This window comes from Billgrantia lactosivorans (assembly GCF_003254665.1).
GTDB classification, from domain to species: Bacteria; Pseudomonadota; Gammaproteobacteria; order Pseudomonadales; family Halomonadaceae; genus Halomonas; species Halomonas lactosivorans.
Genome location: NZ_QHGY01000002.1, coordinates 366,896 through 392,047, shown reverse-complemented (window position 1 = coordinate 392,047; position 25,152 = coordinate 366,896). Strand labels below are relative to the sequence as shown.

Below are 25,152 nucleotides of genomic sequence, written 5' to 3'. Positions count from 1 at the left end.
GGTCTAGGGGGCGAAGTGATCGGGCGGGAAGGTCGGGTCGAGTTCGACATCCTCCAGATGCACGCTCTCGAGGCGCTCGCCCCGGCGGTCGTAGCTGATCACGCGACGCGGGAACAGCGTCTCGTCAGCCAGCCACAGATCGTAGCGCGCCACCTCGTGCACGGCCCGGCCGGGCTCGGCCTCCACCACCACGTGCTGCACCGGGTGCCCCTCGAGTTCCGTCGGCCCGAGCAGGCGTGCACTGCCGTGCTGCTGCAATCGCTGGACGTTGCGCAGCAGCGTGCCCACATCCGACTGGTCCACGCGATGGCCGCGCGAGCTGCGTACCATGCGGTTGGTGGGGCGCAGCGAGAGCCCCGGGCGCCTGCCGGGTGAACCGAAGGGCCAGAGTTGCACCTTGCCCGTATCGGGGCGGTAGATCAGCACCGCCCCGCGGTAGGGCGTCTCCATGTCCATGCGCACATAGCCGGGCCGCCGGTAGCTGTAGCGAATGATCTCCTCGCCGCCGCTGCCCTGGCTGCGCAGCGTCAGGCGATATCCCGCGAGTGCCTCGATGCGCGCCAGCGCCGCGGCGATCGGATCCTCCTCGATGGGGGCGCTCAACGCCACCAGCATGAGCATCAGCATACGGTTCTCCTCGGCCTCATGCCCTTGAGATTAGCAGGGCCCAGGCATCTGCGAGGCGGCACACGGATTGGCCGCGCATGCTATCGTTGTGGCACGCCAACCATGGAGAGGCCAGATGAAATACCTCGGAGCCCATGTCAGTGCCGCCGGCGGACCCGACCAGGCCGTCGTGCGCGCCGTCGAGATCGGTGCCGACGCCTTCGCCCTGTTCACCAAGAACCAGCGTCAGTGGCGCGCCAAACCCCTCGACGAGGCCACCGTCGAGGCCTTTCGCGCCGCCTGCGAGGAGCACGGCTTCGGTCCCGGGCAGATCCTCCCCCACGACAGCTACCTGATCAACCTGGGGCACCCGGACAAGGCGGGGCTCGAGAAGTCGCGGGCCGCCTTCCTCGACGAGATGCAGCGCTGCGAGCAGCTCGGTCTCACCCTGCTCAACTTCCACCCCGGCAGTCATCTCAAGAAGATCAGCGAGAGCGAGTGCCTGACCCGCATCGCCGACTCGATCAACCACGCCCTGGCCGAGACCCGCGGCGTCGTCGCGGTGATCGAGAACACCGCGGGCCAGGGCACCAACCTGGGCTGGCGCTTCGAGCACCTGGCCGAGATCATCGAACAGGTCGACGACAAGTCGCGGGTCGGCGTGTGCATCGACACCTGCCACGCCTTCGCCGCCGGCTACGACCTGCGCACGCCCGAGGCCTGCACGGCTACCCTCGACGAGTTCGGCAAGGTGGTGGGCTTCGAGTACCTGCGCGGCATGCACCTCAACGACGCCAAGAGCGAATACGCCAGCCGCGTCGACCGCCACCACAGCCTGGGCCAGGGCAACATCGGCCTCGATGCCTTCACCACCATCATGCGCGACCCGCGCATCGACGAGATCCCGCTGGTGCTGGAAACCATCGAGCCCGAGATCTGGGCCGAGGAAATCGCCTGGCTACGCGCTCAGGCGGCAGGAGACTGATAAACACCACGAGGGCTACCCTGTTCCGCTCACGTCACAACGATCTGGCGAAGCGTTAAAACTTAGTCCACTCCTTCGGGTCAAAGCATTTGTCGGCCGGCGAGAAAGCTGCCACCCTCAAGTGACAGGCACGCCTCTCGTAGGGACAGTGAGGTCCCGAGGGTCGCCCCATTCACCCACAGGAGGACATGCGCATGGGTATCATCGAAATGCTGACCGTGAGCGTGGCCGCCGTGGCGCTATTGGCTCTGGCCTACGCTGCGAGCGAGAAGCAGAGGCACCCCATCCGCAAGGAAGTGCGTATCGAGGAGCATGAACGCGATTCTTACCGGAATCGCTCGCGGCACGACTGAACGTCACCGCATCGATATCGCAGCCCCCGGCACCTCTGGTGTCGGGGGTTTTTCATGCCCCGGCCCGCGCCGCAGCAGCTGCTGCACCTGCCACTTCGCCTCGGTGGGAAGCGTCTCGAGGAAGTGAGTCTCGCCGTTCTGCAGCACCGCCTCGGGCACACCGTCGCGATAGAGCAGGCGATTGCCCGAGACCGCCGGCAGCCGCGTGCCGGGCGTGAGAATTCCCATCAGGTTGAGCGGGTCGGCGGCAGCCACCACCACGCGGGTGCCGTCCGGCTCCCGGCGGCGCATGGCCTTGAGCGCGCCCACCGCCTCGGCCAGGGCGAACTGCTCGCCGGCAAACTGCTGCACGAAGCGCCCGCCGCGGATCTCGCCGCGCGCCTCCAGGCGGCGGTAGACATACAGCAGCTCGCGCCAGGGCGGCAGCGCCGGCTCGCGCTCGATCACCCGGCGGAACACCACGCCGTAGCGCTCCAGCAGCACCCAGGCGATATGCTCCAGGCTCGCCATGTCCGTGGCGATGCGGCGCTTTTCCGGTGCAGCATCGCGCTCCGGCGCGGGCAACCACGACCAGCGCCCGGCAGCGTCCACCCCCGGCGCATGCCGCCTGCGCCGGCGCCCGCCCGCGGCGATGGGCGGACGCTTGCTGGCCGGGGCGATCAGCGCCCGCAGGCCGGTAAAGCTGTCGGAGGTGACCAGGCCCCAGGAGGCCAGCTCGCCCAGCGCCTCCTCCACCTGGGTGCGCAGCATGTGGGCGGGGCCGATCAGGTCGGCGAAGAACATCGCCCCGCCGCCCTGCAGCGCTTCCAGCACCCGGCGCGCGCCGCCGGAGAGCGGAAGTTCCTCCAGCTCGGGGGCCGGCGCCGCCTCGCGCCAGTCGTTCAACGCCTGGCGATCGATCAGCGCGATCGGCGTGTTGCGCAGCGGACCGGGACGCTGGCGTTCGTCGCCCTCGGCGATTCTGGGTGGCAGCAGGCGCAGCCAGATGAAGCGTCCGCTGGCGAGCAGCTGGTCGAGCATGTGCGGCGAGAAATCGGCCACCCGCGCCGGCAGCACGTCGCTCTCCCAGGCACCCGCCGCCACGGGAAAGCCCTCCAGCCGCTCCACCGCCGCGGCCAGCGCCTCTGGCCCTTCCGGCCTTTCGGTCAGACCGTGCCAGTCGAGCAGGAAACGCAGGTAGTGCTGGATGCTCACCGGCTCGATCTCGGCGCGACGGCGGTCGATGGCGTAGCGATGCAGGCGCGCCAGCAGGCGCCGCTCGCACCAGGCCACCTGGCTACCGCCGAGGAAGGCCCCTTGCAGCACGAAGCCCTCGACCTCGAGGCGCGCCAGCGCCGCCATGACGCGCTCCAGCGAGACGCCGAGCGGCGTAGAGAGACTTGCCGCCGTGACCGGCCCCAGCGTCTCGAGCCGCGAACGCAGCAGTTCTGTCAGTGCCTCGTCGGGGGTTTCCGGCGCCTCGCCCGCCGCCTCGATGGGCGGCTCGAGGCCTGCCCCGGGGTGGAGTGCCAGCAGCTCGCCGAGGCGCTCCGCAGCCGTCCACAGCGGCTCGCCGTCGGGTGGCACGACGACCGCGGCACGCCTGTCCTGGGCGAGTCCATCGAACCAGGGCCGCCACTCCTCTGCGGCTTCGCGCCCGGCGATGAAGCCGCTCACGACCAGCGCATCGTGCAGCTCGTCGGCATCGCGGGGGGCGGGCCAGGCCTCCTCGCGCACCCGGGCGACCACCTCCGGGGCGTAGCGCGCCGAGGCAGCAGCCTCGGCCACGTCGAGCGCGCCGCCGGTGCGCACGCTGAGGGTGCGCCGCTCCTCCTGGGCACCGTCGTCGAGGAAGGCGTAGGGGCGCGCGTTGACCACCTCCTCGGATAGCGGCGAAGGTACCGCCAGGTCGCGCCCGCTGACGGCGATCTCGCCGGCTTCGAGGCGCACCAAGAGGCTCTCGAGGCCGTCGATGTCCATGGCCTCGGTCAGGCAGTCGTGCAGGGTCTGGTCGACCAGTGGATGATCAGGCAGCTCACGCGCCCCGGCCAGGTTCTCGGCGCAGGCGAGCTGGTCGGGAAAGACCACCGAGAGCAGGTCCTCGGAGTCCTGGCGCTGCAGCTGCGGCGGACGCCGTCGGCCATTGCGGGTACGCGGCACGGCGAGCCCCACCGAGGCGTTCCAGCGCCAGCGCAAGCCGAACATCGGCGCATCGAGCAGCGCCTGGATCAGCACCTCGCGCGCTGTTTTGCTGTTGAGATAGTCCCACACCTCGTCGAGCGGGAAGCTATGCGTCGGGCCCAGCGACAGCACGATGCTGTCCTCCAGCGCCGCCGCCTGCAGTTCGAAGTTGAACTTGCGGCAAAAGCGCTTGCGTAGCGCCAGCCCCCAGGCGCGGTTGAGCCTGGAGCCGAACGGCGAGTGCAGCACCAGGTGCATGTCACCGGCCTCGTCGAAGAAGCGTTCCAGCACCAGGTGGCGCTGGCTGGGAATCACGCCCAGCGCCGCCCGCGCCACGGCGAGGTAGCGCATCAACTGCTCGGCGGCAGCCGGCGCCAGGCCGTATTCGGCTTCCAGCCACGCTTGGGCCTCGGCCTCGTCGCTTTCGGCCAGCTGCCGGTCGATCCCCTCGCGCAGCCGCGACACCGCCTGCGAGAGCTCTTCCGTACGCGCCGGCGCCTCGCCGAACCAGAACGGGATGCTCGGCGGTGCGCCGCGGGCATCCTCGACGAAGAGCTTGCCGGTGGCGAGCTTGAGGATGCGATAGGCCTGGTTGCCGAGCTGGAAGATATCGCCCGGCATGCTCTCGAAGGCAAAATCCTCGTTGACGGTGCCGACGCGAATCTCCTCGGGCTGCAGGATCACGTCGTAGTCGAAGTGGTCAGGAATCGCCCCGCCGTTGGTCAGGGCGACGAGACGCGCATTGCGACGCGGGCGCAGGCGGCCGTTGACGCGGTCGCGATGCAGGTAGGCGCCACGCCGCCCGCGACGGGTGGTATAGCCGTCGGCAAGCATCTGCACCACCGCGTCGAAGCGCTCCTCGCTCAGCGCCCGGTAGGGCCAGGCTTGACGGATGCGCTCGAACAGTTCCGCCTCGTCGGTCTCCCCCGCCCCGGCGACCTCGGCGACGATCTGCTGGGCCAGCACGTCGAGCGGCCCCTCGGGAATGTGCAGCCGGTCGAGCTCGCCGGCCTGCACCGCGGCCATCAGCGCGCTGCACTCCACCAGATCGTCGCGCGTCAGCGGGAACAGCCGCCCCTTGGGCACGCGCCCCACCCCATGGCCGGAGCGGCCCACCCGCTGCAGGAAGGCCGACATGGAACGCGGCGAGCCGAGCTGGCAGACCAGGTCGACGTCGCCGATGTCGATGCCGAGCTCCAGCGAGGCGGTAGCCACCAGCGCGCGCAGCTCGCCCTGTTTCAGGCGCTGCTCGGCGTTCAGCCGATGCTCGCGGGCCAGGCTGCCATGGTGCGAGTTCACCCACGCCTCGCCGAGTCGGTCGGCCAAATGCCTCGCCACCCGCTCGCACACCCGCCGGGTGTTGGCGAAGATCAGCGTGGTGCGATGTTCTCTCACCAATTCTGCCAGACGGTCGTAGACCTCTTCCCACACCTCGTTGGCCATCACCGCAGTGAGCGGCGAGCCGGCCACCTCGATGGCCAGGTCACGCTCGCGCACGTGGCCGGTGTCGACGATGGTGCACTCACTGCCGCCGGTAAGGAACGCCGCCACCGCCTCCACCGGTTTCTGTGTGGCCGAGAGCCCGATGCGCTGCGGCGGGCGCGCGGCGAGCCCGGCCAGCCGCTCCAGCGACAGTGCCAGGTGCGAGCCGCGCTTGGTGCCGGCCACCGCATGGATCTCGTCGACGATCACCGTGCGCACGCTGGAGAGCATTCGCCGCCCCGAGTCTGACGTCAGCAGCACGTAGAGCGACTCCGGCGTAGTGACCACGATATGCGGCGGACGCTTGCGCATGCGCTCGCGCTCCGACGAGGTGGTATCGCCGGTGCGCACCCAGGCGCGTATCTCCGGCGCTTCCCGGCCTTCGGCCGAAAGCCCCTCGGCGATGCCGCGAATCGGCGCCTGCAGGTTGCGCTGGATGTCGTTGGAGAGCGCGCGCAGCGGCGAGACGTAGAGCACCACGGTTTCGTCGGGCAGCTCACTGTCGAGCCCACGGCGCACCAGGCCATCGATGGCGGCGAGGAACGCCGCCAGCGTCTTGCCCGAGCCGGTGGGGGCGGCGATCAGCACATGGCCGCCATCGCCGATGGCTGGCCAGGCGCGCGCCTGGACCTCGGTGGGAACACCGAGGTCGCGTGCGAACCAGTCGCTGACGGCGGGATGAAAGGCATCGAGCGGCATGGGCGCTCCGGGAAATCGCTTTTCTACAACGTAATCGAGTGCGGGGAGATACGCGATGTTCCCGGAGCAGTCGCCGGTTACCTGCAGCAGGCGCCGATGTTATCGAGCTCGGTATGCCATTCAGCGATCCCATGGCCGACGGCCCCACGATCCAGAAGGCAGCGCTACGCGCCCTGGAGGGCGGGCAAACGATGGCCCGGACGCTCGAGCTGGTGCACGCCTTCCGCCAACGGGATTCGCAAACGCCACTGGTGCTGATGGGCTATTACAACCCCATCCACCGCTACGGCGTAGCGCGATTCCTGGCCGATGCGGCCCGTGCCGGTGTCGATGGCTTGATCGTGGTCGACCTGCCGCCCGAGCATGACGACGAGCTGTGCCTGCCCGCCAGGGAGCACGGTATTGCCTACATCCTCCTCGCCACCCCGACCACCGACGCCAAGCGGCTACCCCGGGTGCTGGATAATGCCTCGGGCTTCCTCTATTGCGTCTCGGTGAATGGCATCACGGGTGGTAGCGCCCCGCCGCTACAGAATGTCGAGCGCATGGTGGGTCGGCTGCGCGAGCATAGCCACCTGCCGATTGCCGTCGGTTTCGGCATTCGCACTGCCGCACAGGCGCAAGCGATTGGCCGATTCAGTGACGCCGTGGTGGTCGGCTCGGCCCTGGTGGAAGGCATCGAAAGCGCTGAGAGTCGACATGGTGCCGTCGAGGCGGTTCATGGCCTGGTGCGTGACCTGGCCGCAGGCAACCGCCGGGCTGCCAACGCGTAATGCTGGCTTGGGAACCTAGACGCCCTGCCGCGGCTCCGCAGCCAGCTTGGCCGCCATGCCGGCCAGCACGCCGCCCATGACGTAGCGTTGCACGGCCAGCCAGGTCGGGCGCTGCTGGAACCAGGTGGCAATGCCCGCCGCCGACAGGGCGACCGCCAGGTTGACGGTGAAGCTCACCCCGATCTGGGTGAAGCCCAGCACCAGGCTCTGGAGAAAGACGGGGCCATGCTCGGGCGAGACGAACTGCGGGAAGATCGCCAGGTAGAACACGGCAATCTTGGGGTTGAGCAGGTTGGTCAAAAAGCCCATCAGGAACAGCTTGCGAGGCCGATCCGCAGGGAGCGAGCGCGCCTCGAAGGGCGAACGCGCGCCTGGCCTGACCGCCTGCCAGGCCAGGAAGAGCAGGTACAGCGCGCCAGCCCACTTGAGGACCTCGTAGGCCAGCGGTATGGCGAGAAATAGCGCGGTCAAGCCAACGGCCGCCGCCAGCATGTGCACCAGAAAGCCGGCCAGCACGCCAAAGAGAGAGATCACGCCCGCGGCTCGCCCCTGGCAGATCGAGCGCGAGATCAGGTAGATCATGTTCGGACCCGGCGTCAACACCACGATCAGGGCGGCCAAGGCGAAAAACAAAAGATCGGACAGCGGCAGCACGGCTTTCTCCTCGTCATCTCTTGTCATCAGCGCATGTCAGGATGCGCCGCACCTCGGCAACCGACAAGAAAAATCAATGATGGGCAAGCCCCCTCTTTGCAGCATCGCTCTGCTCGCTGGCCATCCCGGCAAAGGCACCTCGCAGCCACGCCGCGACCTGCTCGCCATCGCCTATGAGGGCCTATTCGCTAAGTTCGATTAGGTTGTTGGTTTATTTCCCTGCAATCATTTTTCTTGGATAGACGACGAACGCCAACTTGTTGCCATCGCAGTCACGAACATAAGCCGCATAAAAGCCTTCGCCATATTGAGGCCGGTAGCCCGGAGCACCTTCGTCACTGCCTCCGTTGCTGATGGCAATTTCATACAGCCTGTCGACCTGCTCCGGTTCGGCGAACTGGAAAGCCGTCATGGTGCCATTTCCCACCCCGGCTTCCTGACCATCGAAGGGATAGCCGACGAAAAACCTGGGGAAGTCGAGGTCGCTCTCTTTGCCGTAGGAAACGCAGGTATCGTCCTTCCAGCAGACATCCCAGCCCATTTCAGCGAAAAGAGGATCGTAGAACTTCAGCGCTCTCTCCAGGTTCCTGGTTCCGACCATGGTGTAGGCAATCATTTTCAAGCTCCTTTCCGTCAATGACTTCGCTACTCCACTGCCGCCTGTTTCCTGCGCCACTGCCCCAACGCCCAGCCCAGGGCCGGCAATACGAGCATCGCGGACGCCCAGGCGCAGGCGGCAAAACCGAAGTGAGTGAAGAGCGGCCGGTAGAGCAGCGCGCCGGCAAACACGCACATATACGTGATGGCGCTGTACAGTCCCATGATGGCACCCCGCTGCGCCGGATCGATCTCGGCAAGCTGGCGCATCAGCAGGTTCAAGCCGAGATGATTGGCCACGCCCCAGGCAAGACAGAGCCCCAGCAGTACCGGCGGAAGTGCGGCAGCCGCTATCAAGCCCAGGTAGACGAGCATCAGGCCGGCAAAGGTCACACAAGCGGCGGCAGTGGCGCCGTAGCGGTCGACCAGCCGACCCAACGGTGCGGCGGCGCCAAAGCCCAGTCCATAGACGGCGATGGCCAACCCCGCGAAGGATGCGGGGAGTTGCAGCACCTCACCCAGGTACGGGCCAAGATAGGTGTACAAGCCGTAGAACGCCGTCATGTAGGCCGCGACGTTCAGCAATACCGAGTGAATGCCGGGAATACGCAGGGCCTTCAGGGTGGAGCTCGGCGCCTCACCGACCGTTCTCACCCCCCAATCGTGGCAGCGAGAAACCCCCAGCGCCAATCCGACGGCAGCCAGTGCCAATAGAGAGAAGACGGCACGCCAGTGCAGCAGGTCGGCCAATAGCGCCGCCAGGCCGACGCCGACCACCAGACTCAGCGTCCATCCCGTCAGCACGAAGCTCAAGGCCTGGCTCTCGCGCCCCTTTTCGGCCACCTGAGCGGTGAGGGTATAGATCGCCGGCAACGCCATACCCGCCGCCAGGCCGGCCAGCGCCTGGGCGGCAACCAACATCCAGAGCGTTGGCGCCAGCGCGGCAAGCCCCAGCGACACGAACAGCATCAGCAGCGCCCGCACCAAGGCACGCTCGGCACCGATACGATCACTCTGCGACGCCAGCAGCAGCGCACTGCATGCCGTGGCCAGGCCATAGAGGGCCGCGGCCGTTACCACGTCGGCGGCGCTGCGGCCAGGAAAGGCTTCCGCCACCGCGGCGGCAATGGGGCTCAGCGCCAGCGAGTTGGCGCCGATCACGGCGATGGCGGCGGTCAGGAGAAGAATGTGACGAGAGATCACGGCTAGCTCCAGATGAAATTAGACACTAGCATTGAAGAAAGGAATCTCATTCGGAGCAATTGCAGAAATGCCGAACCATGAAAATACAGAAACCGTTCGGGACAAGGCCCAGGAGGCCCGCCCGCTGGATGCCTTCGACCGAAGAATATTAGGCGAGCTGGCGGTGGATGCCGGGCTCAGCTACGCCGAGCTGGGTCATCGCGCCGGCCTCTCGGCGCCGGCGGTGCATGAGCGGGTGAAACGGCTGCGCGCCACGGGGCGCATCCGCGGCACGGTGGCGGTGCTGGATGGCCCCACCACCGGCAAGCCCTTCCTGGCCTTTGTGCATGTCGATTCCACGGGATGGGGCAAGACCCAGGAACTGCTGGCGCTTTCGGAGCTGCCCGAAGTCGAGGAAATCCACTCCGTGGCCGGCGACACCTGCATGCTGCTCAAGGTGCGCTGCGCCAGCAGCCGAGCACTGGAGGGCCTGCTCGCCCGGCTCTATGCCCTGCCGAGCGTCAAGGCCACGCGCAGCTACGTGGTGCTGTCGACTTTTCTCGAGCGTACCCCGCAGGCCGGGATCACCTCGGCACTGGAGGAGGCTCCGCTCGTGGCGCCACCCGGGGACGTCTCGGGCTGAACCGACTCCCGCTCGAGCAGCGTGCGCTTTCGCTCTACGCCCCAGCGATATCCGGAAAGCGCGCCATCGCTGCGCACGACCCGATGGCAGGGAATGGCAAGCGCAACAGGGTTGGAGGCGCAGGCCCTGGCCACGGCACGCACCGACCTGGGAGAACCGATACGCTGCGCCAACTCTGCATAGCTGATCGTGTTGCCCACGGGAATCTCGGTCAGCGCCTGCCACACCCGCTGCTGGAAGGCAGTGCCACGAATGTCCAGCGGCAGCGCAAGCCCGAGGCCCGGCGCTTCGACGAAACCCACCACTTGGGCCACCCAGGCATCGAAATCCTTCCCTCCGGGAATGAGAGTGGCATTGGCGAAACGATCCTGGAACTCCTGCAGCAGTTGCTCCGGATCGCTGCCCAGGGAAATGGCGCAGATGCCCTTCTCGCTGCTCGCCACTAGTAGGGTGCCCAATGAGCACTCCCCAAGGGCGAAGCGGATCTCCATGTCTTTCCCTCCTGAACGGTAGCGCCTGGGCGTCATGCCGAGCATGCGATCGGTACCGGCATAGAAGCGCCCGCTGGAGTTGAAGCCCGCCTCGTACATCGCCTCGGTGACCGTTTCGCACCTAGCGAGTTCTTCGCGCACGCGCTCCGCCCGCCGGGCGACGGCGTAGGCCCTGGGCGTGAGTCCAGTGACCGACTTGAACACACGGTGGAAATGGAAGCGGCTCAACCCCGCGGCCTGTGCCAGTTCGTCGAGAGAAGGCAGATCCTCGGCGGCTTCGATGAGCCGACATGCGCGGGCGACGCTCTCGGCATGATGCTGGGCCAACGAGACATTCTGAGGGCGGCAGCGCTGGCAAGGCCGGTAGCCGGCTCGCTCCGCCGCCGTCGCATCGGCATGGAATTCGGCGTTCTCGCGGCGTGGCCGGCGCGACGGGCAAGTGGGACGGCAATAGATGCCGGTGGTACGCACCGCATAGACGAAAGCGCCATCCGCCGCCGTATCGCGGGCCAGCACCGCCGTCCATTTCGCCTCATCGGAATCGAAGGGAGCAAGTGCGTCGCTGGTTGTCTCGATCATGGCGGACCTCCACGGTGGGCTCAGCGTTTTCCTTGAGTTCAGGATGAGCCCGGTAGCCGCCTGGCACACTCCGTCTCTTGCTTTCAAAACAGGCCCGACGCTTCAAAGCATTTCGCAACATTCGCAGCATAGCATCGTCAGCGCACCAGGATTTTTGGCGGCAATAAGCGGAGTGAGGACTAACTGGGGCAACGGCAGAGTCGAGCTGGGGTTGCAAAGGATCCCTAACCACCAACGGAGATTACAGCCATGAAACGACTCGCCGGAAAGATCGCCATCGTCACCGGGGCCAGCTCGGGAATCGGTCATGCCACCGCTCGTCTGTTCGCCAGCGAAGGCGCCAGCCTGATAGTGAGCGCCCGTCGCCAGAACGAACTCGACGCCCTGGTCGAGGCCATCACGCGCGACGGCGGCACTGCCGTTGCCATCACCGGGGACGTATGCGACGAGCGCTTATCGCAACGCCTGGTCACTACCGCTCTTGAGCGCTTCGGAGGGCTCGATATCGCCTGCAACAATGCCGGCATCGTCGGGCCGATGGGCCCGCTACAGGACATGACATCGAGCGACTGGCACGACGTCATGCATACCAACCTGTACGGCGCCTTCCTGGGGGCCAAGTATCAGGTCCCGGCGCTGCTGCAACGCGGCGGTGGCAGCCTGCTCTTCACTTCGAGCTTCGTCGGGCATACCGTCGGCATGCCCGGCATGGCGGCCTACGGCGCCAGCAAGGCCGGCATCCTGGGCCTGATGAAATGCCTGGCTGCAGAGCTGGGGCCCAACGGCATTCGGGTCAACGCCCTGCTGCCGGGCGGCACCGAGACGCCCGCCAGTATCACCAATGCCCCCGACGCCGGCCCGGAAGTCCTGGCCTTCGTCGAGAACCTGCACGCCCTCAAGCGCATGGCCACGCCGGAAGAGATCGCCCGAGCGGCGCTCTACCTGGCTTCCGATGAGGCCAGCTTCGTCACCGGCACGGCGATGCTGGCCGATGGCGGTGTCTCCATCACCCGCACCTGATGATCAGGAAGCGGTGCGGCTGCCGACACCGCTTCCTGAACAGCGGACACCTCAGTGGCCTGCTACCCTTCACACATTGCCTAGCGCCCCGGTGAGCACTTACTCACCGGGTAGCGCTTGGTCGACATTGCCGGCCAAACTCGATCTGAATCGTTGGCAGGAGGCGGTATGGAATTTCTCGTCAACCTGGACGTGGACGATCTGGAGCGTGGCATTCTCTTCTATGTGCAGGCGTTCGACCTCGAACTCGGCCGCCGCTTCGGCGACGACGGCGTCGAGCTGATCGGTGGCCCGGCACCGATCTATTTGTTGACCAAAACCACCGGATCGCCGGCTTACCCCGCGGGGGAACCCGTGCCCGGCGCGCAGCGCCACTACACCCGCCACTGGACGCCGGTGCACCTGGACGTGGTTGTGGAGGACATCGACGCCGCGGTGGAACGGGCCATCGCAGCCGGCGCCATCCAGGAGCAACCCATCGCCTCCGAGACCTGGGGCAGGCTTGCACTGATGGCCGACCCCTTCGGCCATGGTTTTTGTTTCGTGCAATTCCTGAATCGCGGCTACGACGAGATCGCGACCTGAAGCCTGCGTAGGTAGTATTGAGAAAATATAACAACGACAGAATGGAACGCCTCATGATCGCCGTCATCTTCGAAGTCATTCCCAAGTCCGGCCGCCGCGACCACTACCTCGATATCGCCGCCAGCCTGCGTCCGCTGCTCGATGAGATCGACGGATTCATTTCCATCGAACGCTTCGAGAGCCTCACCCAGCCGGGCAAGATCCTCTCGCTCTCCTTCTGGCGTGACGAGCAGGCCGTCGCCCAGTGGCGCCAGCTCGAGCGCCACCGCGCAGCCCAGACCCAGGGCCGTGATGTGGTCTTCGACGACTATCGCCTGCGCGTGGCCACGGTGATGCGCGACTACGGCATGCACGAACGCGAACAGGCCCCGGCCGACAGCCGCGAGCGTCATGACAGGGCCTGACGGCTAGAAAGGAGCGCAGCTACCGGTAAGCCCTTACTTACCGGGTAGCTGCGCTCATTCTTGAGCTAGGACCAGCAGGCCGCCCGCCTCCAACATCTGGCAGAAAGCAAATGATCGGTGCGTGTCGAAATCGCCTACGTTGAAGCGACGAAGGGAGGTGACACCGACAACAACCCCCTGGAGACCCACCATGCAGCTTTCCACCTACCTGATCTTCAACGACAACTGTCGCGAAGCCTTCGAGTTCTACCAGCGCTGCTTCGACGCCAAGCTCGAGGCTATGGCGACCTATGCCGAAATGCCTGCCAGCGAAGGCATGGAGATACCCGAAGAGGCCGGCAATCTTGTCATGCATGCCCGACTGCGTATTGGCGACCAGTTGCTGATGGCGTCGGACAACTCCCCCTGCAGCCCTGCGCCCTACGAAGGCATCAAGGGGGCGAGCATTGCGATCGGCGTCGACTCGATAGAAGAGGCCGAACGCCTCTTCAATGGAGCGTTCCTACCAGTTAGTCATCGATAATGCCTTGAATCAGTCACTTCTTAGGACGTAACTATTTTTAATAAAACGTATAGCCTGGCGTGTGTATCCTTATGAACACGTCTTCGGAGCATAGGACAACCTCAAATACCAAGTGCAACGCTTTTGAAGGGCCTCGGATTTCTTGTGACCTTCCCCCCAGAAACCGGTCCACCGCCAACGAGAGATTTCCGCTACGTTTACCTTGATAGCAGGAGATCTCGCGATGAAGCGTAACCGACATACCGAAGAGCAGATCATCAGCATCCTCAAGGCCAACGAGCATGGCGTCTCGGTCGCCGAGCTTGCCCGGCAGAATGTCGTGACCGAGCAGATCCTCTACCGCTGGAAGGCCAAGTACAGCGGCATGGACGTCTCGGAGGCCAAACGCCTGCGTGAGTTGGAGGCTGAGAACGCCCGGCTCAAGAAGCTGCTGCCGGAAAGCGCTCTCGACAATGCCGCCCTCAAGGAGATCGTCTCGGGAAAGTGGTGACGCCCGAAGCAAAGCGGCGTGCGGTGAAGCACCTGGTGGCTGGCGGCTGGCTCATCCAGCGAGGTGCCTGCCGATTGCTGGACCTGACAAGAACGGTGGCTCGGTACCGGGCCATGCCGCGTGACGATGAGCCGCTTCGGGCACGCCTGCAAACCTTGGCGACCTGCTATCCCCGTTATGGCTACTTGCTGCTGCATGCCTTGTTGCGCCAGGAGGGCCTGGTGATCAATCGCAAGCGGACCTACCGACTGTACTGCGAGCAGGGTCTTCAGGCCCGAACCCGGCGGCGCAAACGGCTGCTCCGGCCGAGGACACCGATGCCACTGCCGGACAGGCCCAACCAGCGCTGGTCGATGGACTTCGTCTCGGACCAGTTGACCTCGGGACGCCGCTTTCGTGTGCTGAACATCGTGGACGACTTCAGCCGCGAGTGTGTCGGCCAGTTGGTGGACACGTCTATCTCGGGACGTCGGCTGGCCCGGTCCCTGGACGAGATCGCGCAGCAGCGCTCACTGCCAGTCTCGATTGCTTGCGATAACGGGCCGGAGCTGACAGTAAGGCCAATGTTCTTTTGGGCGCGTAGTGGAAGGTGACGCTGGCCTTCATCCAGCCGGGCAAGCCGACGCAGAATGCGTTCAGCGAGAGCTTCAACGGCAAGTTCCGAGACGGCTGTCTCAATCAGGACTGGTTCTTGAGCCTGGCGGATGCACGACACGAAATCACACAATGAAGAACCCACCCCAACCATGTCAGACCGCACAGCTCGCTGGGCTACTTGCCACCGGTAGCGTATGCCGAGCAATGCGCATGAAGCAGAGGTGCCTCACATTGATAGCGGACCTAAACCAGGGGGAAGGTCGATGTCACCATCAAGCTGATACCGCCCTGCAACTGACACCGGCTTGGAGCAACCTCTGTAAAGCCGATCGGAGCTTGTCTCAGCGCACGTGGCCGGGGTTCACATTGAGAAACTTCATGGTGTTGGTACCGCCATGGGCGTTCATGTGGTCGCCGCGCGTCAGGATGACATGATCGTCGGGTCCGGCGATGCCGTGGCGGACCAGTCGCGCCAGAGCATGGTCGTTGAGGTCGTTCGCTTGCATGTCACTGGTGTCGAAGGGCAACGATACCACGCCGCGATACAGTGCCATGCGCCGCTGGTCAACCGGGTTGTGGGCGAGGCCGACGATCGGCAACCCTGAGCTGATTAGCGAAGCGATCAGCGGCGTATAGCCCGAGGCGGTCATGCAGGCGATGGCGCTGACGCCCGCGAGGTGATTGGCGCAGACAGACCCGATCCATGGCCTCAATGGTCTCCACTGGGAAGTCGCCGGCGGCGGTCTCGGCCGAGAGCATTACCGCGTCGGTGCCGTCGAGCACGGCGTTGGCCACGTCGAACACCTCGGCGCGGGTGGGCAAGGGCGAGTCATAATCGACTCCATCATCTGCGTGGCGGTGATCACCGCACGGTTCAGCGTACGGGCCTGCTTGATGATGCGCTTCTGGGTGCCGCTCAGCTGGGCGTCGCCGATCTCCACGGCGGTCTCGAGGTCCGCCTTGTCCTTGTTGGTCAGCGCCGGCGCCGACAGCCCGCCGCCCTGCTTGTTGATGCCCTTGTTGTTGGAGAGCTTGCCGCCCACGGCCACGCTGGTGTGGATCTCCTTGCCCACCACGCGGACGACGTCGAGCACCAGGCGGCCATCGTCGAGCAGCAGGCGGTCGCCGCCCTTGACATCCTCGATCAGCTGTTTGTAGTAGCCGATGCGCTCGGCCGCGCCAGGCGCTGGCGATGATCGTCCACCGATCCGTGGGAGAAGTTGAGGCGCACCACGTCGAGACCGGCTTTGATCATCGCCTCCAGGACGCCCTCGCGGTCGCTGGCCGGCCCCAAGGTGGCGACGATCTTGGTGCGGCGGATAGGCTCATGAATGGGGGCGTGCGGGGGAAGCGTCATGGTGTCCTCGGCAAGATCAGAATGGCTCGGAAATCGTTGACGTTGGTACGAGTCGGCCCGGTCATGATGAGCCGATCCAGGCCCTGGAAGAAAGTATAGGCATCGTTGCGTGACAGAAAATCGGAGGGGTCGAGGCCTTGCTCCCGGGCGCGGGCCCAGTCCTCGGGGAGAAACAGCGCCCCGGCGTTGTCCTCGGAACCGTCGATGCCGTCGGTGTCGATGGCCAGGGCATGGATGCCAGGGGCACCGCGGACGGCGTCGAAAAGGCCCAGCAGGTATTCGACGTTGCGCCCGCCCCGCCCGTCGCCGGTCATCGTGACGCTGGTCTCGCCGCCGGAGAGGATCAGCAACGGCTGTTCCAGCCCCTCCTGAGCGGCCAGCGCCAGGTGCCCCTGGGCGCGGCCCAGCTCGCGGGCCTCCCCCTCCAGGTCGTCGCCCAGCACGCACACCGCGACGCCGGCCGACTCGGCGCCACGCTGCGCCGCCGCGAGGGCGTCGCAGCCACGGGCCAGCACCCGCGAGCGGTCGCGGGCGAAGCCCGCATCACCCATCGCCGGTGCCCGGCCGGCGGCCTGAAGGTGGTGCCGCACGGCGTCGGATATGGCGATCCCGTGCCGCTCGAGGATCCCCAGGGCATCCGCCGGCGAGGTGGCATCCGGCAGGGTCGGCCCCGAGGCGACCAGGGTAGGATCGTCGCCTGGTACGTCGGAGATCAGCCAGGTCAATACCCGGGCCGGGTGGGCAGCGGCGGCCAGGCGGCCGCCCTTGATCACCGAAAGGTGGCGGCGCACGGTATTGATCTCGCGGATTGGCGCCCCGCAGCGCAGTAGCTCGCGATTGATGGCCTGCTTCTCGGCCAGCGCGATTCCCTGAGCTGGCAAGCTAATCAGTGCCGAACCTCCGCCGGAGATTAGCGCGATCAGCAGATCCTCCTCGCCCAGAGGCTCGACGGCCTCGAGCATCCGCCGGGCGGCCTGCTCGCTGAGGCCGTCGGGCATGGGGTGGGACGCCTCCAGCACCTCGATGCGCTTGCAGGTAGTATCCTGCTCCTGTGAACCATGACCGTAGCGAGTCACCACCAGTCCCTGTAGCGGCGCCTCGGGCTGGTGGGCCAGCCAGGCGCGCTCCAGGGCTACGGCCATTGCGGCGGCCGCCTTACCTGCCCCCACCACAAGAGTGCGACCGGGGGGCGGCGCGGGCAGCTCACCGGGCAGCAGACTATCGGGGTGCACTGCGCGTACGGCCAGGTCGGCGAGGCCTCGCAACCAACTTGAAGGATATTTCAGCGGCACCGGCAGGGCGGGGTCGGGAGACGACGGGGATGGTATGGCGACCATGAGGCACTCCTCTACGACGAACGGATGGGGTTATAAGAATTCGGCTCGTAAAGAACCCGGTGGCGGAACTCCGCTAGCAAGGCCGCCATGCGGCGGCCGGAAGCCAGTCGAATTTGGAGGATCGTCGCGATATTCTCGTTCGAGGTGATGCGAGCCCGGATGCAAATAATCATCAAGCACAACCTGAAGGAGCCGCTGTGGCGGTGAGAACGATGGCGCGGCGGATATCGGTGTTGCCAATGCATTTCATCTCGCGGCTCTCGCGGATCTTAAGCCTCGCTAGCCTCACCGAATACGAACTCTGTTGCGTCACCGGACTTGGCGACCTTAGCGTGACTCAATGGCTATCATCGCCAAAGGCAAATCGGACAGTACAGACAGAGCCGGAACGCCTCTATACGGAATCGGTCATGCGTTCACGCACGGATGCACTTCTTTTTAGACAGGTTTGCACAACGTATTCGGGGTCTTGCCCCCACCAATAGCGGGAAAAAATCTCTACTTCAGGTAGTCCACCAAAGCCACTCGCTTTGACACGATCCGCAAGCCAGGGCAAATCTATGATCCCGTCTCCCATCATTCCTCGATCTTCCAGCAGATCCTGGGTCTTATAAAGCCAGTCGTTGATGTGAAAGCCGTGTAGCTGTTTCGATGTGACTCTCTTAAGAGAGTCCTCAAGATTAGGGTCCCACCAAACGTGGTACACATCGACAACCACGCCTAACCAACCCTCTTTCGTGGGCTCAAGCTGTTCACAAATATCCAACGCCTGGGACAGCAGCGAGATGCAGCTTCGATCCGCTGTATACATCGGATGTAGAGGCTCGATCGATAACTTGACTCCCGCCTGTCTCGCCTCGGGCAGAATTTCGGCGATTGCATCGATGACGTGTTGTCGCGCCGAGGGCAGGTCGCGGCTGCCTTCAGGGAGCCCACCGCAAACTAGAACCAGAGACTTGGCGCCAATAGCGTGCGCTTCCTCGATCGCAAGGCGGTTGTCGTCGATATGACGCCTGAACGACTCTCCATCCTGCGCAGGGAACCCACCTCCGCGACAAAGACCAAGCGCAGGCAATCCAGCCTCGCGCAGGAGGCGTCCCGCTTTGGCCGGTCCATAGGCCTGGATCTCGTGACGCCACGGTGAAATGGCAGCCACTCCGAGGCGACTATAGCCGTCGACAGCCTGTGCGAAATCCCACTGAAGGCGGGTCGTCGCCGTGTTCAGGCAGAGACCGACACTTGCGTGGTTCATTGCCAAACTCCATGAAGCTCGAGCAGTATCCGCATTCGTTCACGCGCCATTTCCGGATGGCTAAGGAGTCCGCAATCGTTGGCGAGTGCAAAGACGCGCGAAAGATGGAGGATGGAGCGCGCCCCTTGGTGGCCGCCCACCATGGTGAAATGCTCCTGATGCCCATTGAGCCAGGCGAGAAAGACGACACCCGTTTTGTAATACTGAGTCGGGGCGCGAAAGATCTCCCGCGCCAGCGCCACTGTCGGATCGAGAGTGGCGCGGAAGGTTTGCGTGTCCTGATCGCCCAGCGCCCGTAACGCGGCAGAAGCAGCCGGTGCGATGGGGTCGAAGATACCCAACAGGGCATCGCTGTGGCTTGCGCCATCGCCGGCGATCAGCTCTGGGTAGTTGAAATCGTCCCCGGTGAACATGCTGACACCCGCTGGTAAGCGGCGACGCATTTCGATCTCCAGCGTCTTGTCGAGCAGCGATATCTTGATGCCTTCGACCTTATCAGCGTGTTCGTGAATCACATCCAAACAGCGCGACATAGCCCGTTCAAGGTCGTGCTCGCCCCAATACCCCGTGAGAGCAGGATCGAACATTGGCCCCAACCAGTGGAGGATGACCGGCTGGCGTGCTGCACTTAGCACTTCGCGATAGACGAAGGAATAATCTTCGTAGGACTTGGCTGAGGCGCTTAGCGCGCGGCTCGCCATAAGAATGACCCGCCCACCGCGCGTCTCGACGAACTCCAACTGTGACTGATAAGCCTCGACGACACGCGAAAGCGGCATCTCCTCGGCTGGCAAATGATCCGTGCCCACGCCGCTATAGACTTCCGCTCCCGGCAGCCCTCGGGCTCTGTGCAGAGTCTCCGCGATGAGTTCCTGAGCGTCGCCCCAGCTGAGTCCCATCCCGCGCTGAGCTGTGTCCATGGCTTCTGCCACGCCTAGCCCTAGGCTCCATAGATATTCGCGATAGCGCTGGGTGGCATCCATATCGATGGCACTATGTGCAAACGGGACAACATCAATATGCGGGTCGCACACCACATGCGCGGCCGAGAGCGCCTTGCGCGGCAGCACCATCCCCAGCGTTGCCGTTTTGAACTGCGCCGGAGCGTTGAGCACAATGCTTTGCATCGCACCATTCGCGACCGGGACTTTGAGATCGTGTTTCATCCGCTACTCCTGCATTCGAGCATTAGTGTCTTGACGCCTGAGTGGACGACGTCGCGCTGGTTCTTGAACACCGTGATCACAAGCTCCACGATGCCGCGATCACCGCGCTTCGTGCGACGTACAGGTTTGAACCGAGCCTCGGCATGCACGCGATCATTAATGAGCACCGGTGCCTTGAAAGACCAGTCCCACCCCAGCGCGGCCACGATTCTGGGTTTCACGGCAGAATTCATCATCAACCCATCGACCAGCCCCAATACCAAAAGACCGTGAGCGATCCTTCCGGGAAAGCCCGCTTGCTGGGCCGTCACATCATCCAAGTGAATGCTGAAGCGGTCCCCGGAAAGCCCGGCGAACCCGACCACATGGCTCTCAGTGACCATGATTCCATCGGTAACGAAGTAATCCCCTTCGATGAGGTCGTCGAAGAAGAGGTCACCGCTTTTCAGCAACCGATTGTTTCGCTTTTCTTCATGGGTTTGCTGCACTGACATGTCCTCGAATTACTGGTGGCCTTCATCGCTGCTCCGCGATCGAAAGCGTTCTAGACCTTCGACGTGCTCGCACATCGCGAAGCAGAGCGTGTTCATTTCGTTTTCGTAGCGCAGTCCTGAAGCTAGGTCCGTGCAAAGCGCCGCGCGTACAGAAGCCTTGACCGATTGAAGTGCAATGGACCTGTGTTTGGACATCTCAATACAAAGGCCTCGGGCGGTGCTCTCGGCCTCCCCCGCGTGCACTACGTGCTCGCAGAGACCGACTCGGTAGGCCTCGTAGCAGTCAATCGTCTTGCCTGTAAGCAGCAAGTTCATCGCCTGGCCGTAGCCGCAAAGCCGTGGCAGCAATTGCGAGGCACCCCCACCCCCGACCCAGCCGTGAGACACTTCAGGAAATCCGAATCGGGCGGTCTCGTCGGCGACACGTATGTCCGCCGCGAGCGCCAACTCGGCACCGCCGCCGAGTACCCAGCCTTTCAACGCGGCCACGACAGGCTTGCGGATGTCGCGAATGGCCGCGGCGTATTCACAGCGGTTGCGAAACGCCCACGCATTCGCATAGCCGGCGAGCGATTGTAGGTCAGTACCGGCGCAGAACGCGCGAGGACCAGCGCTGGTCAGAAGGACAGCTTTGACGTTGTCGTCGTCATTGGCGCACCGAGCCAGCCGAGAAAGTTCCGAAGCCATGGCTGGCGTAATGGCGTTCAACTTATCGGGACGGTCGAGCCGAATCTCAGCAACTCCGTCCTGCACACCATAATGGATGAGATCCATCACGAATCTCCCTAATAAGTTTTACCATGAGGATATCGTTCAGCCGCCTCGGCTGAGCTGGCATCGAAAAATTCGGCAATCGCTTCGATCTGATTGTCGAGCATGAGGTAGCCAGGCATGACCCCAAGTCCTCTCGCCTCGCAGGCCTTGAGAAAAGCGGTGATTCGCGGCTTGAGCAGTATGTCGGCGACGTGCGCACCTGCATCGATACGTGCGGGATCAGTCGGTAAAGCTTGATCAACGTTGCCGCCAGCCGGGCTTGCGTTGATAATGATGTCGAAACCGGCGGGATCGTTGTCTACCGATTCGGCATCGAACCCCGGCCAGCCGCTGCGAAGATTAGCGACAAGGTGATCGGCTCGATGGCGATCCAAATCATGGACTCCGATTGATTCAGCGCCGTGCTCGGCCATCGCATCGGCGATGGCATGACCTGCGCCTCCCGCCCCGATGATCATCACGCGTTTTCCTCGAACCCGGCCACCGCTGGCTGCCAATCCTCGCGCGAATCCCTCCCCATCAAAGTTGTCGCCGTAAAGCCCGCCCAGAGTAAATCGGATCGCATTAACCGCGCCGATACGCTTCGCCCTTGGGGTACAGTGATCCAGGAGCCTCAACGCCTGCTGTTTATGGGGCACAGTGATGACGAGACCCTGGAAGTTTCGCACTGCGCGCAGGCTCTTCACGACAGCAGCAAGATCCTCAGGCGTGACATGAAGCGGGATAAGTACTGCGTTGTCGCCTTTTTTTTGGTATTGCTGATTGAAGCGTTCTGGAGAACCCACTTGTTCTATCGGGTCACCCACGATGGCGCATATTCGCGTCGCGCCATTGAGGAAGTGGGGCTCGCGCCCCACTTTGGATACATTGGAGAATTCCATGTCTTTCCTTACTTAGTAAGACGGGAATACCGGTAGCGACTCATCATTCCAGCGAGCGCACGGACTCGATCAGATCGGCGCCGACTTCCGACTCGAACTCATCGATAGTGGGTCTGACGGCCTCGCGGAACTCACGCATGGCATCCTCATCCAGTTCTACGACCTCAACACCCGAGTCGACAATCTGTTCGAGGCTATCGGACCACGCTTCCTGGATATAATCGATCTGGTAGTTCTCAGCTTCACGCCCGGCTTCTAGAATGGCATCCTGTGTCTGCCCATCGAAGGAATCAAACCGATCCTTGTTCATGATGATTGCCATGACTGCAATCGAGTGCCGATCCAACGTGTAGTAATCGATAACCTCGTTCCAGCCCCAGGCCATCACGCTAGCGGGATCGTTCTCCCCGGCGTCGACGGTGCCCAACTGAAGCGCGCTGTAAAGCTCAGAAGAAGGCATCGGCGTAGGCCGCATACCAAGGCGTTCAAACATGTCGACATAGATTGGGCTTTCCATAGAACGAATCGTCAAACCCTCCAGATCTTCAACCGAATGAACGGGACGTTCGTTATTGAAGATACTTCTGAAGCCTGCGATGACGAAGGACAGAACCTCGACGCCATCATCACGCGCTTCGTCTTTGAGACGATCGCCGATATCCCCTTGAATCACTTTCTTGTAGTGCTCGACGTCGCTAAACATGTAGGGAAAATCAAAAATTTTGGATGAGGGCATCCATCCCTGAATATAAGTCGTCGCGGTGTTAGCAATGTCGACGCCGCCGCTTTTGGTCATCTCGGCGAGCTCGCGCTCGTTCGAACCGAGGGCGCCAGAGTAATATCCCTTAACCGTCACATCACTATTCGTCCTTTCTTCTATCGAATCGCCTAAGACCTTGACGTACTCGCCCATGTAGCCACCTGTCTCTGGCTGACTACTGGCGAAGCGCAACTCTGTCGCACCGTAGACTTGGCTCGACAGGCACAAGATGCCTACCAGGATGGTGGGCTTTGTAATGTTAATGTTTCGCATTTTTTTGTCCTCTAGAGTTGATGGCCTATCTTGTGGCGCCATTGTCGTCACTATTGCGCGATTGTTGGCAACCACTCTACTAGTGAAGGAACAAAGGCTACCAATACCAGCGCCGCAGCCATCGCGGCGAGGAATGGCAGAAGGTCCTTCACAAATTTGTCGATGCTCAACCCGCTAATTGCCGAGCCCACAAAAATGCAGGAACCGACCGGCGGTGTTGCTAGACCGATTGACAACCCCATCACCATGACTACGGTGAAGTGGACATCCGAGATTCCAAATGAGGAAGCAATCGGCTGAAAAATGGGAGAAAAGATCAGAATGGCCGGCAGAGGATCCAAGAAGGTGCCGATAATTAAATAGCTGATAAGCATCAATGCCATGACACCATATATATTATCCGTGACCGTCGTTATAGCGCCGGCAACGATTTCTGGAACGCCAGCAATAGCGAAAAACCAAGCCAGAACCATCGAAGCTCCTAAGCAAAACATGATTGCCGAGAGCCTCGTCACGACCGTTACCAGGCTTTGGTACAACTTATGAAGCGGCGGTATGCCTTTGATCAGTAAGGCGCCAACAATGATCGCGTAGACGACCGCTAGGTTCGCGGCTTCGGTGGGAGTAACGAAGCCACCCAAAATCCCCCCGATGATGACGACAGGTATACCCAATCCTGGCATTCCAAGCCATAAGGCGCGGCTTCGTTCACGCCAGCTCATCGCGGCGGATTTCGGAAAGCCTTTTTTATAACCGTATATGAGAGAAACAATGAGCAGGCTCAAACCAGCCACGATGCCAGGGATGACACCACCTAAAAAAACATTGGAAACTGACGTCCCGGTCGCAAGTGCAGCGACGATCATGATCCCTGAGGGAGGAATGATGACGCCAATTACGGATGAGATTACCGTTACGGCTGTGGCATAGGATTTGGTATATCCCTGCTTGACCATTGCCGGTATCATCATACTCCCCACTGCTGAAGTATCAGCGCTAGCCGCTCCAGATATACCCGCAAAAAGCATACTTACTACAATATTGACATGACTTAGGCCGCCACGTATTTGTCCAACAATGGCGTTGGCAACTTTCATTAACCGATCAAACAGTGGCGTCAGCCCCATCAGCTCACCGGCAAGCATGAAAAAAGGAATACATAGCAAAATATAGTTATCGGTCCCACCATAAAACTTCTGCGGAACGATCATGTTGGGCAGCCCCGGCTCGAACACAAATAGGACGAAAAAAGCGGTACCCAGCATGGCGTAAGCAATTGGCACGCCGATACTTATTAGTACGAAAAAACTACTCAGCAGCGCTATCGCCGACATTATTCGGTCCCTCCTGACGAAGTAGCTCTCGCTTTTTGAGCGGCTTGCGGATTTAATGAATACAAGTCTTTGAAATCTTCACTTACGACTCGCAACCGATTTACCAACGTAAAGGTAACCGATAGAGGTAGTGCTCCGTAAACTATATAGAGAGGGATCTGAAGCGTTGTGGAATAGGCATTGAGACCGAGGTATGTAAATTGCAGCCCTTGGATTAGCATAAGCGCCAGCACTGTCAAGATAACGGCTTCACGAATAAAAAAGATTAACCTCTGCAGGGCGATAGGCATTGTCAGAACCAACATGTCGATGCGAAAGTGAGCGCGCTTCCTCTCGACGACGGCTATACCGGAAAGTGATAGCCAGATGAATGCGAACCTAGCGACCTCACCGGTCCAGGGAACCGGAGTCGAGAACACATAACGACTCATGACGCCTAGGGCGACGACCAGAAAACCAACAATCAACATCGATATCGCTAACACTTCGCTGAAGATATCGATTGCTCTAAACAAATTGCGACTAGGGTTTTGCAAGGTTATGCCTCCGCTCCGGACAATAGAGGTAAATTGTTGTTTTGCTCTTGTGAACCGATTATGAAATTAGCATACTTACTGACCGGTCAGTATGCCATTAGACTTAAGTTGCACGCCGCAAAAGACCACCATAGGTAAAGCCGCCGGTCGCTCGCCGGCTCACCC

The 25,152-nt window shown here is 62.7% G+C and carries 23 protein-coding genes and 3 pseudogenes; 10 read left to right on the top strand and 16 right to left on the bottom strand.

Annotated features, from left to right (window positions below; genetic code table 11):
- Positions 1 to 3: 3 nt before the first annotated feature.
- Positions 4 to 627, bottom strand: a complete 624-nt coding sequence (locus tag DIS04_RS07475; protein ID WP_111413144.1) for a LolA family protein — start codon at positions 625 to 627, stop codon at positions 4 to 6.
- Positions 628 to 742: 115 nt separating this feature from the next.
- Between DIS04_RS07475 and nfo the strand changes: the two genes are divergently transcribed.
- On the top strand, positions 743 to 1,591 hold the full coding sequence (gene nfo, locus DIS04_RS07470; protein ID WP_111413143.1) for a deoxyribonuclease IV: 849 nt from the start codon (positions 743 to 745) through the stop codon (positions 1,589 to 1,591).
- A 194-nt stretch (positions 1,592 to 1,785) separates the two neighbouring features.
- Positions 1,786 to 1,944, top strand: a complete 159-nt coding sequence (locus DIS04_RS20455; protein WP_162623035.1) for a hypothetical protein — start codon at positions 1,786 to 1,788, stop codon at positions 1,942 to 1,944.
- A gap of 3 nt (positions 1,945 to 1,947) precedes the next feature.
- Here DIS04_RS20455 and DIS04_RS07465 read toward each other — a convergent pair whose 3' ends face one another.
- Positions 1,948 to 6,285, bottom strand: a complete 4,338-nt coding sequence (locus tag DIS04_RS07465) for a DEAD/DEAH box helicase (protein WP_111413142.1) — start codon at positions 6,283 to 6,285, stop codon at positions 1,948 to 1,950.
- 77 nt (positions 6,286 to 6,362) lie between these two features.
- Here DIS04_RS07465 and trpA point away from each other — a divergent pair.
- Positions 6,363 to 7,058 (top strand): annotated as a pseudogene (trpA, locus tag DIS04_RS07460) (tryptophan synthase subunit alpha); the annotation flags it as partial.
- Positions 7,059 to 7,073: 15 nt separating this feature from the next.
- On the opposite strand, the gene DIS04_RS07455 reads toward trpA, so the two are convergent.
- Positions 7,074 to 7,640, bottom strand: a complete 567-nt coding sequence (locus tag DIS04_RS07455; RefSeq protein WP_245904514.1) for a LysE family translocator — start codon at positions 7,638 to 7,640, stop codon at positions 7,074 to 7,076.
- Between DIS04_RS07455 and DIS04_RS20450 the strand changes: the two genes are divergently transcribed.
- Complete coding sequence (locus DIS04_RS20450; protein WP_162623020.1) at positions 7,639 to 7,914, top strand: hypothetical protein; 276 nt, start codon at positions 7,639 to 7,641, stop codon at positions 7,912 to 7,914. The genes DIS04_RS07455 and DIS04_RS20450 overlap by 2 nt on opposite strands.
- Before the next feature lie 9 nt (positions 7,915 to 7,923).
- Here DIS04_RS20450 and DIS04_RS07450 read toward each other — a convergent pair whose 3' ends face one another.
- Positions 7,924 to 8,328, bottom strand: coding sequence for a VOC family protein (locus tag DIS04_RS07450; protein ID WP_111413139.1), 405 nt, complete (start codon positions 8,326 to 8,328; stop codon positions 7,924 to 7,926).
- 29 nt (positions 8,329 to 8,357) lie between these two features.
- Positions 8,358 to 9,512 carry an MFS transporter gene (locus DIS04_RS07445; RefSeq protein ID WP_245904513.1) on the bottom strand — a complete coding sequence of 385 codons (1,155 nt, stop codon included), beginning with the start codon at positions 9,510 to 9,512 and terminating at the stop codon, positions 8,358 to 8,360.
- 67 nt (positions 9,513 to 9,579) lie between these two features.
- Between DIS04_RS07445 and DIS04_RS07440 the strand changes: the two genes are divergently transcribed.
- The gene (locus DIS04_RS07440) at positions 9,580 to 10,134 is read left to right on the top strand and encodes an Lrp/AsnC family transcriptional regulator (RefSeq protein WP_111413137.1); all 555 of its coding nucleotides are present in this window, start codon (positions 9,580 to 9,582) and stop codon (positions 10,132 to 10,134) included.
- Here DIS04_RS07440 and ada read toward each other — a convergent pair.
- Positions 10,029 to 11,204, bottom strand: a complete 1,176-nt coding sequence (gene ada / locus DIS04_RS07435) for a bifunctional DNA-binding transcriptional regulator/O6-methylguanine-DNA methyltransferase Ada (RefSeq protein WP_111413136.1) — start codon at positions 11,202 to 11,204, stop codon at positions 10,029 to 10,031. The genes DIS04_RS07440 and ada overlap by 106 nt on opposite strands.
- Before the next feature lie 249 nt (positions 11,205 to 11,453).
- On the opposite strand from ada, the gene DIS04_RS07430 reads away from it, so the two are divergent.
- From DIS04_RS07430 to DIS04_RS07410, 5 genes and pseudogenes are all read left to right on the top strand, one after another.
- Complete coding sequence (locus tag DIS04_RS07430) at positions 11,454 to 12,224, top strand: SDR family oxidoreductase (RefSeq protein ID WP_111413135.1); 771 nt, start codon at positions 11,454 to 11,456, stop codon at positions 12,222 to 12,224.
- A 168-nt stretch (positions 12,225 to 12,392) separates the two neighbouring features.
- Positions 12,393 to 12,809, top strand: coding sequence for a VOC family protein (locus DIS04_RS07425; RefSeq protein ID WP_111413134.1), 417 nt, complete (start codon positions 12,393 to 12,395; stop codon positions 12,807 to 12,809).
- 53 nt (positions 12,810 to 12,862) lie between these two features.
- Positions 12,863 to 13,213, top strand: coding sequence for an antibiotic biosynthesis monooxygenase family protein (locus tag DIS04_RS07420; protein ID WP_111413133.1), 351 nt, complete (start codon positions 12,863 to 12,865; stop codon positions 13,211 to 13,213).
- Between the two features lie 190 nt (positions 13,214 to 13,403).
- Positions 13,404 to 13,736 (top strand): VOC family protein, encoded by a 333-nt coding sequence (locus DIS04_RS07415; protein ID WP_111413132.1) that lies wholly within the window; start codon positions 13,404 to 13,406, stop codon positions 13,734 to 13,736.
- A 223-nt stretch (positions 13,737 to 13,959) separates the two neighbouring features.
- Positions 13,960 to 15,037, top strand: a pseudogene (locus DIS04_RS07410) (IS3 family transposase).
- A gap of 127 nt (positions 15,038 to 15,164) precedes the next feature.
- Here DIS04_RS07410 and DIS04_RS07405 read toward each other — a convergent pair.
- From DIS04_RS07405 to DIS04_RS07360, 10 genes and pseudogenes are all read right to left on the bottom strand, one after another.
- A pseudogene (locus tag DIS04_RS07405) lies at positions 15,165 to 16,180 on the bottom strand (pyruvate kinase).
- Positions 16,177 to 17,517 carry a glycerate kinase type-2 family protein gene (locus DIS04_RS07400; RefSeq protein ID WP_111413131.1) on the bottom strand — a complete coding sequence of 447 codons (1,341 nt, stop codon included), beginning with the start codon at positions 17,515 to 17,517 and terminating at the stop codon, positions 16,177 to 16,179. The pseudogene DIS04_RS07405 and the gene DIS04_RS07400 overlap by 4 nt, the downstream one beginning before the upstream one ends.
- A 394-nt stretch (positions 17,518 to 17,911) precedes the next feature.
- Positions 17,912 to 18,769: a sugar phosphate isomerase/epimerase family protein gene (locus DIS04_RS07395; protein WP_111413130.1), complete on the bottom strand. Its 858-nt coding sequence runs from the start codon at positions 18,767 to 18,769 to the stop codon at positions 17,912 to 17,914.
- Positions 18,766 to 19,935: a dihydrodipicolinate synthase family protein gene (locus tag DIS04_RS07390; RefSeq protein ID WP_111413129.1), complete on the bottom strand. Its 1,170-nt coding sequence runs from the start codon at positions 19,933 to 19,935 to the stop codon at positions 18,766 to 18,768. The genes DIS04_RS07395 and DIS04_RS07390 overlap by 4 nt, the downstream gene beginning before the upstream one ends.
- On the bottom strand, positions 19,932 to 20,423 hold the full coding sequence (locus tag DIS04_RS07385; protein ID WP_218938135.1) for a MaoC family dehydratase: 492 nt from the start codon (positions 20,421 to 20,423) through the stop codon (positions 19,932 to 19,934). Before DIS04_RS07385 ends, DIS04_RS07390 begins: the two co-directional genes overlap by 4 nt.
- Positions 20,424 to 20,438: 15 nt before the next feature.
- Positions 20,439 to 21,203 carry an enoyl-CoA hydratase/isomerase family protein gene (locus DIS04_RS07380; RefSeq protein ID WP_111413127.1) on the bottom strand — a complete coding sequence of 255 codons (765 nt, stop codon included), beginning with the start codon at positions 21,201 to 21,203 and terminating at the stop codon, positions 20,439 to 20,441.
- An 11-nt stretch (positions 21,204 to 21,214) separates the two neighbouring features.
- The gene (locus DIS04_RS07375; protein ID WP_111413126.1) at positions 21,215 to 22,084 is read right to left on the bottom strand and encodes a shikimate dehydrogenase family protein; all 870 of its coding nucleotides are present in this window, start codon (positions 22,082 to 22,084) and stop codon (positions 21,215 to 21,217) included.
- A gap of 43 nt (positions 22,085 to 22,127) precedes the next feature.
- Complete coding sequence (locus tag DIS04_RS07370; RefSeq protein ID WP_162623034.1) at positions 22,128 to 23,117, bottom strand: TRAP transporter substrate-binding protein; 990 nt, start codon at positions 23,115 to 23,117, stop codon at positions 22,128 to 22,130.
- Positions 23,118 to 23,167: 50 nt separating this feature from the next.
- Positions 23,168 to 24,451 (bottom strand): TRAP transporter large permease, encoded by a 1,284-nt coding sequence (locus tag DIS04_RS07365; RefSeq protein ID WP_111413124.1) that lies wholly within the window; start codon positions 24,449 to 24,451, stop codon positions 23,168 to 23,170.
- Positions 24,451 to 24,987: a TRAP transporter small permease gene (locus DIS04_RS07360; RefSeq protein WP_162623033.1), complete on the bottom strand. Its 537-nt coding sequence runs from the start codon at positions 24,985 to 24,987 to the stop codon at positions 24,451 to 24,453. Before DIS04_RS07360 ends, DIS04_RS07365 begins: the two co-directional genes overlap by 1 nt.
- Positions 24,988 to 25,152 lie beyond the last annotated feature (165 nt).

Coding starts and splice junctions, on each gene's coding strand:
- DIS04_RS07475 (WP_111413144.1), bottom strand. CDS start 627: ATGCTGATGCTCATGCTGGTGGCGTTGAGCGCCCCCATCGAGGAGGAT.
- nfo (WP_111413143.1), top strand. CDS start 743: ATGAAATACCTCGGAGCCCATGTCAGTGCCGCCGGCGGACCCGACCAG.
- DIS04_RS20455 (WP_162623035.1), top strand. CDS start 1,786: ATGGGTATCATCGAAATGCTGACCGTGAGCGTGGCCGCCGTGGCGCTA.
- DIS04_RS07465 (WP_111413142.1), bottom strand. CDS start 6,285: ATGCCGCTCGATGCCTTTCATCCCGCCGTCAGCGACTGGTTCGCACGC.
- DIS04_RS20450 (WP_162623020.1), top strand. CDS start 7,639: ATGTTCGGACCCGGCGTCAACACCACGATCAGGGCGGCCAAGGCGAAA.
- DIS04_RS07455 (WP_245904514.1), bottom strand. CDS start 7,640: ATGATCTACCTGATCTCGCGCTCGATCTGCCAGGGGCGAGCCGCGGGC.
- DIS04_RS07450 (WP_111413139.1), bottom strand. CDS start 8,328: ATGATTGCCTACACCATGGTCGGAACCAGGAACCTGGAGAGAGCGCTG.
- DIS04_RS07440 (WP_111413137.1), top strand. CDS start 9,580: ATGCCGAACCATGAAAATACAGAAACCGTTCGGGACAAGGCCCAGGAG.
- ada (WP_111413136.1), bottom strand. CDS start 11,204: ATGATCGAGACAACCAGCGACGCACTTGCTCCCTTCGATTCCGATGAG.
- DIS04_RS07430 (WP_111413135.1), top strand. CDS start 11,454: ATGAAACGACTCGCCGGAAAGATCGCCATCGTCACCGGGGCCAGCTCG.
- DIS04_RS07425 (WP_111413134.1), top strand. CDS start 12,393: ATGGAATTTCTCGTCAACCTGGACGTGGACGATCTGGAGCGTGGCATT.
- DIS04_RS07420 (WP_111413133.1), top strand. CDS start 12,863: ATGATCGCCGTCATCTTCGAAGTCATTCCCAAGTCCGGCCGCCGCGAC.
- DIS04_RS07415 (WP_111413132.1), top strand. CDS start 13,404: ATGCAGCTTTCCACCTACCTGATCTTCAACGACAACTGTCGCGAAGCC.
- DIS04_RS07400 (WP_111413131.1), bottom strand. CDS start 17,517: ATGGTCGCCATACCATCCCCGTCGTCTCCCGACCCCGCCCTGCCGGTG.
- DIS04_RS07395 (WP_111413130.1), bottom strand. CDS start 18,769: ATGAACCACGCAAGTGTCGGTCTCTGCCTGAACACGGCGACGACCCGC.
- DIS04_RS07390 (WP_111413129.1), bottom strand. CDS start 19,935: ATGAAACACGATCTCAAAGTCCCGGTCGCGAATGGTGCGATGCAAAGC.
- DIS04_RS07380 (WP_111413127.1), bottom strand. CDS start 21,203: ATGGATCTCATCCATTATGGTGTGCAGGACGGAGTTGCTGAGATTCGG.
- DIS04_RS07375 (WP_111413126.1), bottom strand. CDS start 22,084: ATGGAATTCTCCAATGTATCCAAAGTGGGGCGCGAGCCCCACTTCCTC.
- DIS04_RS07370 (WP_162623034.1), bottom strand. CDS start 23,117: ATGCGAAACATTAACATTACAAAGCCCACCATCCTGGTAGGCATCTTG.
- DIS04_RS07365 (WP_111413124.1), bottom strand. CDS start 24,451: ATGTCGGCGATAGCGCTGCTGAGTAGTTTTTTCGTACTAATAAGTATC.